Source organism: Pseudomonas sp. 2995-3 (assembly GCF_002742565.1).
Taxonomy (GTDB): domain Bacteria; phylum Pseudomonadota; class Gammaproteobacteria; order Pseudomonadales; family Pseudomonadaceae; genus Aquipseudomonas; species Aquipseudomonas edaphica.
This window is the reverse complement of sequence record NZ_LJSB01000223.1, coordinates 210,601-224,404: the sequence shown is the minus strand read 5'-3', so window position 1 is coordinate 224,404 and position 13,804 is coordinate 210,601. Positions and strand designations below refer to the sequence as shown.

General features: G+C 59.1%; 8 protein-coding genes and 1 pseudogene. 4 read left to right on the top strand and 5 right to left on the bottom strand.

Annotated features, from left to right (window positions below):
• A complete protein-coding gene (locus AOA62_RS22005) occupies nucleotides 1–3,498 on the bottom strand; it encodes a response regulator (RefSeq protein WP_099549740.1) in 3,498 nt (1,165 codons plus the stop codon).
• A 265-nt stretch (nucleotides 3,499–3,763) separates the two neighbouring features.
• Between AOA62_RS22005 and AOA62_RS22000 the strand changes: the two genes are divergently transcribed.
• The 3 genes from AOA62_RS22000 to AOA62_RS21990 all read left to right on the top strand — a co-directional run bounded on the left by AOA62_RS22000 (nucleotide 3,764) and on the right by AOA62_RS21990 (nucleotide 9,542).
• Nucleotides 3,764–7,279: a hypothetical protein gene (locus AOA62_RS22000; RefSeq protein ID WP_099549739.1), complete on the top strand. Its 3,516-nt coding sequence runs from the start codon at nucleotides 3,764–3,766 to the stop codon at nucleotides 7,277–7,279.
• A 212-nt stretch (nucleotides 7,280–7,491) separates the two neighbouring features.
• Nucleotides 7,492–7,857, top strand: coding sequence for a response regulator (locus tag AOA62_RS21995; RefSeq protein ID WP_017138798.1), 366 nt, complete (start codon nucleotides 7,492–7,494; stop codon nucleotides 7,855–7,857).
• A gap of 284 nt (nucleotides 7,858–8,141) precedes the next feature.
• On the top strand, nucleotides 8,142–9,542 hold the full coding sequence (locus tag AOA62_RS21990; protein ID WP_099549738.1) for a DUF1254 domain-containing protein: 1,401 nt from the start codon (nucleotides 8,142–8,144) through the stop codon (nucleotides 9,540–9,542).
• A gap of 97 nt (nucleotides 9,543–9,639) precedes the next feature.
• Here the strand turns inward: AOA62_RS21990 and AOA62_RS21985 are convergent, their stop codons facing one another.
• Together AOA62_RS21985 and AOA62_RS21980 are read right to left on the bottom strand one after the other, a co-directional pair.
• Nucleotides 9,640–10,308 carry a DUF3313 domain-containing protein gene (locus AOA62_RS21985; protein WP_099549737.1) on the bottom strand — a complete coding sequence of 223 codons (669 nt, stop codon included), beginning with the start codon at nucleotides 10,306–10,308 and terminating at the stop codon, nucleotides 9,640–9,642.
• A gap of 216 nt (nucleotides 10,309–10,524) precedes the next feature.
• Nucleotides 10,525–11,523, bottom strand: a complete 999-nt coding sequence (locus AOA62_RS21980; protein ID WP_099549736.1) for a succinylglutamate desuccinylase/aspartoacylase family protein — start codon at nucleotides 11,521–11,523, stop codon at nucleotides 10,525–10,527.
• Between the two features lie 84 nt (nucleotides 11,524–11,607).
• Here AOA62_RS21980 and AOA62_RS32530 point away from each other — a divergent pair.
• Nucleotides 11,608–12,153: pseudogene (locus AOA62_RS32530) on the top strand (TetR/AcrR family transcriptional regulator); the annotation flags it as partial.
• Here AOA62_RS32530 and AOA62_RS21970 read toward each other — a convergent pair.
• Both AOA62_RS21970 and AOA62_RS21965 read right to left on the bottom strand, forming a co-directional pair.
• Nucleotides 12,109–13,107 carry a DMT family transporter gene (locus AOA62_RS21970; RefSeq protein WP_099549734.1) on the bottom strand — a complete coding sequence of 333 codons (999 nt, stop codon included), beginning with the start codon at nucleotides 13,105–13,107 and terminating at the stop codon, nucleotides 12,109–12,111. The pseudogene AOA62_RS32530 and the gene AOA62_RS21970 overlap by 45 nt on opposite strands.
• Nucleotides 13,104–13,802: an ABC transporter permease gene (locus AOA62_RS21965; protein ID WP_017138806.1), complete on the bottom strand. Its 699-nt coding sequence runs from the start codon at nucleotides 13,800–13,802 to the stop codon at nucleotides 13,104–13,106. Before AOA62_RS21965 ends, AOA62_RS21970 begins: the two co-directional genes overlap by 4 nt.
• Nucleotides 13,803–13,804 lie beyond the last annotated feature (2 nt).

The window sequence follows — 13,804 nt, the reverse complement described above, 5'->3', positions numbered from 1 at the left end:
TTAAATGCGTTCCATCTTCGGCAGCCATACGCGAATCAGCGAGAACAGCCGGTCCAGGTCAATCGGCTTGGCCAGGTAATCGTTGGAGCCCGCCGCGAGGCAGCGCTCCTGATCATCCTTCATGGCTTTGGCCGTCACTGCAATAATCGGCAGTTTCTTCCAGCGTGGGTCCTGGCGGATCAAGGCAGTCGCCTCGTAACCGTCCATCTCCGGCATCATTACGTCCATCAGCACCAGGTCGATGTCCTCGACTTCATTGAGTTTGTCGATGGCTTCATGACCGTTACGCCCGATCACCACCACCGCGCCTTTGTGCTCCAGGGCACTGGTCAGGGCGAAGATGTTGCGCACATCGTCGTCGACCAGCAGGATCTTGCGCCCCTCGAAGACCTTGTCGCGGCTGCGGGCGGTCTTGAGCATCTTCTGGCGGTCATGGGACAGCTGGGATTCGACTTTGTGCAGAAACAGTGTCACTTCGTCCAGCAAGCGTTCAGGTGAGCGCGCGCCTTTGATGATGATCGAGCGCGAATACTTGCGCAGCTCGGCTTCTTCATCGCGGGTCAGGTTACGCCCGGTGTACACGATCACCGGCGGGAACGAGCAGATATCCTCGGTGGCCATGCGCTTGAGCAGCTCATTGCCGAGCATGTCCGGCAGCTTGAGGTCGATGATCATGCAGTCGTAGACGTTAGTGCGCAGCAGGTCCAAGGCGGCCTGCGCGTAGCCGACGTCGGTGATTTCGATGTCATCGTCGCCGATCAGGCGGGCAATGCTGTCGCGCTGCAGGTCATCGTCCTCCACCAGCAACACGCGCTTGACCTTCTGGGTCAGCTTGGCTTCCAGGCGCGCAAACACGTCCTTGAGCTCTTCGCGGGTGGTCGGCTTCACCGCATAACCGATGGCGCCCATGTGCATGGCGGCTTCGACGCGGTCTTCAACGGAGATCACATGCACGGGAATGTGGCGGGTATTGGCGTGCTCCTTGAGGCGTTGCAACACGGTCAGCCCGGAATGGTCGGGCAGGCGCATGTCCAGCAGAATCGCGTCCGGGATGTACTCCTCGGCCAGACTGTAGCCTTCGTCTGCGCCGTGGGCGACCAGGCAGTTGTAGCCCAGTTCGTGGGCCAGGTCGTAAAGGATGCGGGCGAAATTGGGTTCATCTTCCACAACCAGGATGCAGCGGGTAGTGAACGGTGCCTTGTCGCGGTCGTCGGCAAAGCGCGGAATCTGCTTGGCATCGGCCACCGGCAGCGGTGAGATCGCGATGGGCTTGGGTGCAGGTGCCGCCACCACTTGGCGCGGCGGCTCGATCGGCGCGGCACCTTCCTCGCGCTCTACATATTGCTCCGGCAGTACCAGGGTGAATACGCTGCCCTTGCCCGGTTCGCTGGTCACGCTGATATAGCCGCCGAGCAAGGTCGCCAGATCACGGGAGATCGACAGGCCCAGCCCGGTGCCGCCGTAACGGCGGTTGGTGGTGCCATCGGCCTGGCGGAAGGCTTCGAAGATACTTTCCTGCTGGTCTGGCGCGATGCCAATGCCCGAGTCGCGCACGGTAAAGGCTACGCCCTCCCCTGCTGCACGGGATACCGACAGGCTGACATCACCCTGCTCGGTAAACTTGACCGCGTTGGACAGCAGGTTCTTGAGGATCTGCTCCAGGCGCTGGCGGTCGGTGAACAGCATCAGCGGCGCATCCGCTTGAATGTCCACCTGGAAGCCCAGCTTGCGGTCAGCCGCCAGCGGCTCGAACATCCCGCGCAGGCCATCGACCAGGCGCGCCACGCTGGAGTTTTCCGGGCGCATTTCCAGCTTGCCGGCTTCGACCTTGGAAATGTCCAGAATATCGTTGATCAGGTTCAACAGGTCGTTGCCCGCCGAATAGATCGACTCGGCAAACTTGACCTGCTCGGTGCTGAGGTTTTCCTGCGGGTTCTCGGCGAGCAATTTGGCCAGAATCAACGAGCTGTTGAGCGGCGTGCGCAGCTCGTGGGACATGTTGGCGAGGAATTCGGACTTGTACTTGCTGGAGCGCTGCAGCTCGTCGGCACGGTCTTCCAGTTCCAGTTGAGCCTTGTTCAACTCGACGTTCTTGCGATCCATGGCGTCGCGCTGTTCGGCCAGAGTCTGGGTCTGTTCGGCCAGTTGCTCGTTGGTCTGCTCAAGCTCAGCCTGCTGGGTTTCCAGATGGGCCTGGGACTCCTTGAGGATACGTGACTGTTCTTCGAGCTCTTCGTTGGCGGTTTTGAGTTCTTCCTGCTGCACTTGCAGCTCTTCGTTGAGCTGCTGGGTTTCGGCGAGCACTTCCTGCAGGCGTTGGCGATAGCGCGCCGCTTCGATGGAGGTGCCGATATTGCCGGCAATCAGCTCCAGCAGCTCGACGTCACGATCATCCAACGGGCGCAGGAAGCCGAGTTCGATCACGCCGTTGACGCGATCATCGTCGCTGGTCGGTACCACCAGTACGCTGCGGGTCGAACCTTCGCCCAGGCCGGAACTGACCTTGAAGTAATCCACCGGCACATCATCCAGGCGAATCAGGCGATCAAGCTGGGCGGCCTGCCCGACGATGCCTTCGTCGCTGTAGATCGCCTGCTCTTTTTGCTCCTGCTCGCGGGAAAACCCATAGGTGGCCACGCGCTTGAGGCCGCCGTGCTCTTCGCGCACATACAGCGCCGCTACCGCCGAGCCCATGTATTGGGCGAAAAACTGCAGGATATTGCGCCCAAGCATGTTCAGCGTCAGTTGGCCGAGCACCTGTTCGGCCAGTTCGGTCTGGCCGTTACGCAGCCAGGCCTGTTGCTCCAGGCGCCGGGCGATCTTCTGTTGTGACGCGAGGTTTGCGCTGTAACTCTCTGACAATGCGAGTAAATTCTTTCTACCGATGTAGGCCAGAAAACCGCTCAGTCCAAGCACGAAGGCCAGGTACAAGGTCACGCTGATGATCGTGGTGCGGGTGACATCGGCATTGCGCGTGACACGGAACGCTTGCTCCATCGCCACCGCATCCGTGTATTCGTTGCGAATCGCGTCGGTCAGGCTCTTGCCGCGGCCGGCCTGCACCGCCCCGCGGTAATCGCCACTGCTGCGCTGCAAGTCGATCATCGATTGGGCGTACTTGTTCCACTCGTATTGCATCGACTCCAGACGCTTGAGGCGGTCGACCTGCTGTGGGTTGTCCGCCACCAGCTCCTGCAGGTTGCGCAGGTCACCAATGATGCGGGGCTTGGCCACTTCGTAAGGGTCGAGGAAATGCTCGTCGCCAGTGATCAGAAAGCCACGCAGGCCGGTTTCCAGGTCCACCGTCAGTTTGGATGACTCATTGAGGTTATTGATAACCCGGTCGGTGTGCTCCACCCACTGGATAACCGACAGCAAATAAGTGATCAGGCAGACGAAAAACACCGCGCTGAGCACGCCGACGCCCAAGGGTAACGCGACGTTTCGGCTCAACAGGGTACGGAAGCTCTTTTCATCGACGGACGACGCGGGAGTCATGGGCATGCCTTGGCCAAGTGCGGAAAAAGGGGGAGTTTGCCCGAATATCAGGGGGCAAGGCTATGTTTGTGCGTTGTTTTGAAGCGCTGGCCTACAGGCTGCGAGTGAGTTACACGCCAATTCGGGCCGGTTTCATCAGACCCCTTACATACGTGCATACAGATGCGGCGGAACGTAGGTGAAGGGTTGCGGCACTCAGGACAGCGCCTCACGAACACGGAAGATCTTTTGGAAGGCGTCTTTTTTGCCCCCCAAGGTACCCCCAATGAGCATAACCGCCCCTACCCGCACACTTGCAGACAACCCCAGCGCCTTTGTCGTCGAAGCTCCCGCGCCGGTTGCGCAAGACGCTTCACACACGTTCACTACGACCGCCTCAGATTCCCCACGCGTGGTTCAAACACCTGCCCCCGCCACCTTGCGCACACAACTGGCAGACCAGCAGAACCTGCGCAACCTGGCCGAGCAACTGCGCGGCATTGATACCCGGACGTATGGCAAGCCCGTTACCCCGGACAATGTCTCATTCGGGTTGAACAATAGTCGTCTGACGCCCCATAAAGACTCGGCGTACGCCCACGTGCAGCCGACAGCGCAAACCCTGGCGACAGTGATCACGCACTTGGGTTTTGAACTGCCGCGCACGGTCGATGAGATGGCGGCACTCGCGCAGAAACTGGAGCAAAAGGCCTTACAGCACCCCCTGGGTGATTTCGGTGGCGCTCTCACCTGGCCAATGCCCATGGCGAAGGCGGACCAGCACAGCATTCGCGCCTTCCTCAAATCCGACACAACAGGTTTGCCAGGTTTGCCGTTGCCACCCCATGGCAATGGCGTACTGACCTATCTGCTGAGCGGCAGTTCAGTCAGCCAAAGCGACTTGCAAGACCCGACCGTGACGATACAAAAGCTGCTCGACTCGCCTAAGGCCCGAGCACTCGGCCTGGCTTTGCAGGCCCACCTGCAGGGCGCGGCCACGGACAACAGCCTCTACGACTACGTATTAGCGGCGATTCACCTGGGGCTCGACCCGGAGTCACTCAGGGCACCTGAGCGCAACAAAATCGCCGAATGGCCTTTGCATGCCCCTGATCACTGGGGGCAGCGACCCTCAGAGGTTACCGCGTGTTTGAGCCGTCATCTTGAGAAAAATGGCCGCGCCAATTCCAGCACGGTCAAACTCGCTACCCATCTGTTGCTGTCCAGGGTAGCGCCGCAGTTTCTGATTAAAGATATTCCCGACAGTGTAAAAATCGGCAGCGTGGCGTGGTTCAACCTGACGGTTGCGGCCGCGGCTATCGAAGCCGAGCGGCCAGGTACCGTCGCCAATATGACCTTTGCCGAGGTCATGTGCGATGCACAAAAATGTGCACCATCGGCTGCGAATGCGCACGCTCAGACCCGCGCACTGGTGGATTGGGGAGTCGCCAACGGTGTATTCGTTGCAAATGCAGAGGACAGCTATAGCCCCGAACGACTCAATACCCTCAAGGATGAATTCAACAGACAAGTCAGCAAGCGGTTGGTTGCCAGCCAGACATTGGACAAAGCACTACCCACGCGAGAAGGTATTGCGCGGACCAAGCTCATCGAGCGATTTGGCGACCTCGGAGCGCTTTTCGACTTGAAGGTGCTCGGTACAGACCCGTATCGCGGGGAGCCTGGTCAAGTCGGGCTGGGCGGCATGCATTCGCTATTGGACATCGCCATGATGGACATGCCGAATCCGCGCCCCTTTATGTCAACTGACCCGCGTATCCCATTGGAAGCCTTGAACAGTAACCCAAGGTTTGGCGTCCAGGAGGCGTTCGATCAGCAATTTGCACGCGCAATCGCTGATAAAAAGGACGCGGTCGCTACGACCGTTCAGCACATGATCTCCCAACTTCTCTTAGAGGACCGAGAAAAATTCGATTTCGGGAAGCTCGAGTTTTTTTATGAGCGCACATCCAGGCTGTCGACCGGCTTCTGGGGCAGCACGCCAGATAAAAATCAACCGGAACTGTTGGTCAAGGTTGAGCTGGAAGGTCAGATAACCACCTACGAAATCGACCTGAACCGCGGCACGATTGAAGGGGTGCCGCTGTCCAGGATCACGCAACCCAAGCCAATGATTGCCAACAGGGTATTTACCGTCAATCAGGTCAAGCTCGAGGGGGCAGACAGTCGTCTGAGCACGGAGCAACCGGTAAAGGACGGCCCCTTGGATAGCTTCAATAGCGAGCGCTCCCATCGCATAGGCACAGTATTTGCCGAACACCTTGAACTCGACGACCCCGCGATAAAAGAACTGGCGCGCGGCCAGACTACCCTGGATACATTGCAGGGCGGGCCAAAACCACTGAGTAATTTCCTGTTAAATCTGATTCCTTTCAGATCAGCTGTCATCAACTTTCAGAACGGCAACTATGGCGATGGAATATTCGACCTGACACTGGATATCTTCGGGTTCCTGAGTGCCGGTGCCGCCACCGCAGGAAAATTGATCAAGATAGGCGGCTCGGCTCTTTCCACGGGCGCCAAGGGGTTAAAGGCCGTCCAGATTATCGGCGCCTCCACGCTCGGCCTGCTCAACCCCGTGAGTGGTTTGGGTGATTTGGCGGTTGGAGGCCTCAAGCTATTAGGTAAAGGCGGCAATTACCTGTTGTCCAAAGGTGCCGATGCTATCAGCGCGCTCAAGGCAGCCAGTAATACCCACGGCATAGTGGCGACGGGGACCTTCAAACGTGCAGGGCGGGTTGTTGAAGAGGCGGCGGTGTTTCAAAAGGGCAAGTGGTATAGCTATAACCCTGGCACGCAACAACCGTATGGTACCGGGCTCACCGATTTCAAACCTGTAACCGTCGCGGCCAATGGTGAAATAAACAACAACTTCATAGATTGGCTGGCCACTTATGTCGCTCCCGTACCAAAGGCAACTGGAGATCAGTTCAGGCAAGCCTTACAGGCAGCGCAACAAAGCAACCCAGTTGCTTACGCTCGAGGTCTTTCCGGGGTTGTCGACGATATCCCGGGCTATCACTCGAGCATGAGGGTCTCGCAGATAAAAAGCTTGGCCGTCAGCAAGGCCGGGAATCCCGAAGCCATCGGCACATTGGCCAAAGAGATAGAAAAGCGCATGGCGATCCAGAGTCTTGAGAGCTTCAAGACGTTTGAAACGGAAGTACTGGCCGAAGGTGGCAAGGCCTACATCATGCCGCAGAACTTCTATCTCAGCCAAACTGACCTGGCGTCCAATGGTGAGTGTGCAGCCCTGGTGAATACGATGGCGCTGGCCATTCTTAACAACCGCAGGGACGCCTTCATCAATAACTTTTTCAAAGCCGCCAGGAATGCTAAGGACACCAAGGTTCGGGCCTTTCGCAAAGAGCTGAACGAAATGCATCAGGTGCTACGCGAACAGTTTCACGGTATTCAACGCGTCAGCCAAGTGCCGTATACCGACGTTGCTGCGCGTTTAAGTACCGCAAGCCCTCCCACGCTCCTGAAGATCAGCACCCAGAACCATGGGCTTCTGGCGGGCGTCACGCTCGATAAAAACAACCAGAAGGAATGGTTTTTCTTTAATCCAAACTTCGGTCTTGCAACTTTTCCAAATGAAGCCTCAATGCGAAAAGGCTTGGAAGTCTCCTTGAACAGCGGGAAGACGGCGGGCACCCTTGATCCAGTGGCGGTGACCAAAGGTGTGCCGGAGTACCACATCAGCGAATTCAGTGATGGAGACTTTGTTATGACGGTGCCCTACAACAAACCGTATGCCCTGTTTAACACCACACTTTGACTTTCGCTTGACCCCCTGGTGTCAATGGCCCGCTTGTAGCGTGTCATTGACGCATTGCCCGCTCAGCACACCGCCTGCATGCCACGCGACATTTGCCCCCTTTCCCTTCACAATGCCCCACCAATGGAACTTGCCGAGATGGCCGTGACTCAGTAGAGGACGGTCTTACAACCGACAGACACCTGCCCTTCCATTTTTCAGGAATTCCCCCTATGTGCGCTGCCCCCTCCACCATCCTTGTAGTCGAAGACGACGCCATCGTGCGCATGCTGATCGTCGATGTACTCGAAGAGTTGGAGTTCTCGGTGTTTGAGGCTGCCGATGCCGAACAGGCCCTCAAGATGGCTGAAGATGCCGATCAGCATATCGACCTGATGATGACCGATATGGGCCTGCCAGGCATGAGCGGCAAGGATCTGGCCACCCAAGTACGCGTGCTTCGCCCTAGCCTGCCGATCCTGTTCGCCAGCGGCTATGCCGAAAACATCGACGTACCCGCAGGTATGCAGGTAATTGCCAAGCCGTTCTCCATTGATCAACTGCGTGACAAGGTCAAATCGATGTTGCCTGCCGCTTGAGGGCACTGCCTCACAGGCAATGCCCACAACTGCGGCACTCAAAACCGTGAACACCCCCACATCCACTACATTCCCATCGACTGGGCACGGGCACGGCCTGGAAAGCCGGCAGTCATATCCTTGGCGCTTTTGTCGAACCGCCATGGACAGTGGCACGCAAGGCCGACGGAGTCACTCAGTTCACGTTGTTTGCAGGGATTAACGTGACGTTCGGCCAATAAAACAGGAAACTCTGGGCTTTGATCCCACGCCCTCTAAAAAGCACTCAGGAAGGACGCAACAACATGATTGGAAAACCGACGCGCCTGCTGTTGGCGAGCCTCTCGATACTCATGAGCACCGGCGCCTGGGCCGATTTCACGGCGACCCCGACTGAAGCCCGGGCCATTGCCAAGGAAGCCTACCTGTATGGCTACCCGGTAGTGGAGATGTACAAGACGCTCTACACCCAGGCCGTTGATAAAGGCGGTGCCAACTACAAGGCACCGTTCAATCATATCGGCAACACCGCCCAGGTGTTCACACCCAGGGACACCGCATTCGTCACCCCGAACTCGGACACACCCTACTCTTTCGTGTGGATGGACCTGCGCAAAGAGCCGTTGGTGCTAACCCTGCCCAAGATTGAAGACAACCGTTACTACTCGGTGCAGTTGATCGATCTATACACCCAGAACATCGCCTACCTGGGCACCCGCAGCACCGGCAACAATGGTGGCCACTACATGATCGCCGGGCCGGACTGGAAAGGTCAGCAACCTGTCGACGTCGATCGCGTGATCTACAGCGAAAGCAACATTGCCTATGCGCTGTACCGCACGCAGCTGTTTGATGAAAAGGACTTGAACAAGGTCAAGCAGATCCAGAATGGCTACAAAGTGCAGCCGCTGAGTGCCTACGTGAAACAGCCTGCGCCGGCCAAAGTAGCGAAGATCGAATGGCCCAAACCCATGGCAACCATGACCGAAGGCCCGCAGCTGTTTCGCTACCTCAACTTCATGCTGGCCTTTGCCGCGCCTCAGGACAGCGAGAAAGACCTGATGACGCGCTTTGCCAGGATCGGTATCGCCCCCGGCGCGCCCTTCAAGGTCAAGGACCTGACCGCTGAACAGCGCAAAGCCCTGGAGGATGGGATTGCCGATGGCCGCGCTGAGTTCGCCGCGTTCAAGAAAGACAAAATCGACACTCACCAAGTCACCAGCAGCGACCTGTTCGGCAGCCGTGACCGCCTGAAAAACAACTACTTGTACCGCTATGCCGGCGCAAACATGGGGATTTTCGGCAACTCCACCGACGAAGCCATCTACATGAGCTACTTCGTCGACAGCGAAGGCAAACCGGCCAACGGCGCACGCCACAGCTACACCGTGCACTTTGCCAAGGACCAACTGCCACCGGCCGAAGCGTTCTGGTCGCTGACCATGTACGACGCCAAAACCAAGCTGCTGGCGCCCAACCTCAAGAAGCGCTACCTGATCAACTCAGCGATGCTGCCCAACCTCAAACTGGACGCCGACGGAGGCCTGACCTTGGCCTTGCAGCATCACGAGCCGCCAAAGGCTGAACAGAGCAACTGGTTGCCGGCCCCGCCCGGTCCGTTTTACGCCGTACTGCGGATTTACCTGCCCAAGCCTGAGGTGGGGAATGGCCAATGGAAGCTGCCGCCACTGACCCCGCTTAAATAATGCTCGGGTGAAAGCAGCGTGCCCGTGCGCAAGGGCGGGCACGCGCCTGAAGACATCAGGCCGACAAGGGTGCTTGCGCCCTTGCCACAGTTAGTAGTCAGGGCTTTTTGAGCTTCACAAAGGACTGATGCAAGTCCGACGCCCAGCCGTCAATCACGCTTTTTACGTCATCGGCCTTCATCACCTGCGAGTCGTTGGACAACGGCTTGCCGGTGCCTTTGCGCACCACCTGGGCAATTACTTTGCCGCTGCCACCGTCGAGGAACTGCGCCTCAGTGCCCAGGGTGGTTTCCTGGTCACGAATGCCGGTGCCGGTGCTCACTGCAGCAGCCACCAGCGCCACAGGGACATACTCGTAGGGCTTGAGACTTTCGGTCTTGCTGCTGACGGCGGTAATGGCCGCGCGCACCACGATCACACCTGGGCCTGGCGCGTTGGCCAGCGGCAGCGATTTGGCCAGCTCACGCTTGAGCGCCTGGTTGTAATAGGTGTTGATGCCGTTGAGGGTGCTGTCGGGAATTTTCGCAGTAGCTTGGGGCTTGGGGTAAAACTGCGTCGGTTCGATGAACACCGCCGTGAAGTTATTCAGACTCAGCTCGGGATCAACCCAGCGCATCACCTCGGCCCCTGAAGGCGACTTCGCCTCTTTGAGGTGGCTGTAATCCGCGAGAAAGCCTGAATATTCGTCCGGTTGCGTTACCTTGCTGGCACAGCCGAGCATTGCGATAGCAACGCACAGCGTGCTGATCATTAGCCTTGATTTCATCATTGAACTCCCTGGCAGTCATCGTCGATGGCCCTGAACTGTAGGTATAGCCCACTTATCCATTGATCGAAGGCGACCTGATTGCCGATTACGAGGGTAAATTGTGGGAGCGGGTTTGCTCGCGAATGCGGTGGGTCAGTCTACACGTCCTTCTCTAGATACTCCGCTTTCGCGAGCAAGCCCGCGCCCACAAGGGTTATGTGTAGGTCTGGAGATCTAAGGGTCCAGCACACCGCCGCTGTAGCTGTCCGACAACCGTGTGCCGGTGAATTTGGCCACCACCGCCCCCTGGGCCACCCGGCGCTCACGGTGGCGTGTCACCATGCGGCCGGTTTGCGCTGCCTGCAAAAACACTTCCGAAGACGGGTCGCCAGGGCAGCCTATAATGCGCGCGAAACGCTCGCCCTCCTCAACCAGGTCACCCAGGCTTTTTTCAAACACCAGCACTCCGGCGCAGGGCGCGAGGACGGTTTCCATGCAGCCCATGTCCACCACTTCGCCCTGCCATTCGCTGATCGTGGCGACTTCATCAATCACGCCATTGATGCACAGCCACGCCCACAGCCCGTCGGCGTCTTGTTGCGCGAGCGCATCGCTGACATCGGCCTGCCCGCGCAATTCGACAGTCGCGGCCAAGCGCGGCGCGCCATGGTTGATGATGGTTTCTTCAAAAGAGCCGTCACCGCCTTCATCCCAGACAATCACCACCTCGACCTGCAACGCGGCCGCCAATGCCAAGCCTTGTTCAGGCCAGAAACTGCGATGAACGTAAAGGTACGGCAAGGCCTCATCGTCGGTATGCAGGTCCAGCACCAGGTCGGCGTCGGACGCCAACTGCACTAAACTTTTTTGCCAATGCGCCAGGTTGCTCGCCGGGCGTTCCATGGCCAGGGAATGATCGAACGCACGGTTGAAATTCTGCCCGGTGGCCTCATGAAAACGCCCGAGCAATTTGCCCTGGCGAAACTGGCCAATGCCAAAGGGGTTGGCCTGGGGCACCACGGTCACACTGCCGCGCAGGCGGCCCTGGGCCTGACACGCCTGCAAGCGCGGCAGCAGTTGGTGCAGCACCAGCATTCCGGCGATTTCATCGGCGTGTACACCCGCTTGCAGGTGCACCTTGGGGCCACTGCCGTCGCCTTCAAAGCGCCAGGCGCCGATGTGCAGTGTGTTGCCGGCATCGCCTGGCACCTGCCACGAAAGGTCTTTTGCCATGCCTTGCCTTCCTCTGATCATTTAATCGCTAGAGATTGAACACACGTTCAATTAACCTGAGCACCCTGGTCTTTTATCAAAGGCATGCCCGTGACCATCGACCCTCCCAAACTGCGCCGCGCCGACCCCGATGAACGCCGCGACTTATTGGTTGCCGCGACCCTTACCTGCCTGGCCCGTGACGGCCACGCCGGGATTTCCGTGCGCCGCATTGCCGCCGAAGCCGGCGTTTCGGTGGGTTTGCTCAACCACCATTTCGGCAGCATCGACGCGTTGATCGCCGAGACTTACCACAAGCTCGCCAATGAGCTGACCAGCGCGTTATGGGCGCAAGTCGAGCTGGCCGAAGGCGCCGCTGCGCGCCTGGACGCGTTTCTTAGCGCGTCGTTTTCGCCACGGGTGATGGACCCCGACCTGCTCGGCGTGTGGGTGGTGTTCTGGAGCCTGATCCGCCACTCGCCCCACGTAAACCAGTCCCACGAAAACAGCTACCGCGCCTACCTGGCGCTGATCCAACAGCTGCTGGACGACCTGGCCCGCAGCGAAAACCTGCTGATCCACGACAGCCACCTGGCCGCCATTGGCCTATCGGCGATGCTCGACGGGCTCTGGCTCGAGGGGTGTCTGAACCCCGGTACTTTCAGCCCCGCCAACGGGCTGCACATCTGTCGTTGCTGGGTACAGGGGTTGCGTTACGGAGCATTCGGCGCCGACCACATCTTGTGATTCCGAGTGGCGGGCGCTGAGCATGGCCAGGGTGCCGCTGACCGCGATCAACACGGCACCGATGATCAGCGACACATCCATTGACGTGCCCCAGATCAGGCTCGAGAGCAAAAACGCCCAGATCAACCCGGTGTATTCGAACGGCGCCAGCAAGGTCGCCGTGGCCCGGCGGAAACTCGCAAACAACAGGAACTGACCTATGCCGCCGACCAGACCTGCGGCCAGCATCCCCAACCAGGCCGGGGTCGGCGCTGGCGTGTGGGTCCAGGGCAAGGTCAGCGCCATACAAACCACGAACACCACATTGGTGATCAGCATCTGCTCCAGCACCGAGGTTGCCGGGTCGACCTGGCGCAGCTGGATATAGGTGAACGCCCAGCACAACGCGGCCGCCAGGGTCAGCGCGATAGGCACTGGATCGAGCATGTTGCTGGGGCGACAGGCGATCACCACGCCCACAAACCCGATGATCAGCGCCACCCATTGCCCACGGCTGGCGCGCTCCTTGAGGATCAGCGCGGCCAGCAGCGTGACCATGACCGGCGCGGAGAAATACAAGGTGGTCATTTCCGCCAGGGTCAGGTCCTTGGCGGCGGTGTAATACAGCAACCACGCCAGCAGCGAGAGCAGCCCACGAATGATCAGCAGCTTGCGGCTCACCGAGCTCCACGCCCGACGCAACAAGCCCATGCGCCCGGCGATCACGCACGCACCGACCACCACCAGGCTGCGCCAGAACAGAATGCTGAACACCGAATAATCGGCCACCAGCCATTTGATCACCGCGTCCTGCAACGCCAGAAACGCGTAGGCCAATGAGCACAGGGCTATCCCTTGCAGCGCGCCGTCCTGTTTCATCCCGCCGACCTGCGCAGCGGCGTGCCGCGCCGTTCGGCGATGGCGTAGACGCCCTCGATGAGGAAGGTCAGGCACAGGTAAACACCGGCCACCAACAATAAGGGTTGATAGATCTGCAAGGTCTGCGCACGTACGACGTTAGCCGCGCCCAGCAGGTCGACCACGGCAATGGTCGATGCCAGCGCGGTGGATTTGAGCAGCATCACCGTCTCACCGGCCAAGGTCGGCAACAACAGGCGCATTGCCCGTGGCAAGCGCACCCGCAGCAGGGCCTGGCGCGGGGTCATGCCAAATGCCGAAGCGGCTTCCATCTCGCCCTTGGGCACCGCCAGCAGGCCACCGCGAATCACTTCACCGACGTAGGCGCCCACCGACAACACCAGGGCGAACACGATGTACCAGTAGCCGTCACGCAGGAACGGCCACAAAAAACTGCCGCGGATCATCGGGAACTGGGCAAACAGGCTGCCCAGGCCGTAGTAGAAAATGTAGATCTGGATCAGCAGCGGCGTACCGCGCAGCACACTGGTGTAGGCCAGCGCACCGCGCGCCAGCCATTTGCGCCGTGATAACCGCGCCAGAGCCACCAGCACCGCGAGGGCAAAACCCAGCACCGCGCTGATCAACAGCAATGACAAGGTGGTCTGCAAGCCCTTGGCGATCAGCCCGGCGTAGTAACTTATCCACTCAGGCATGC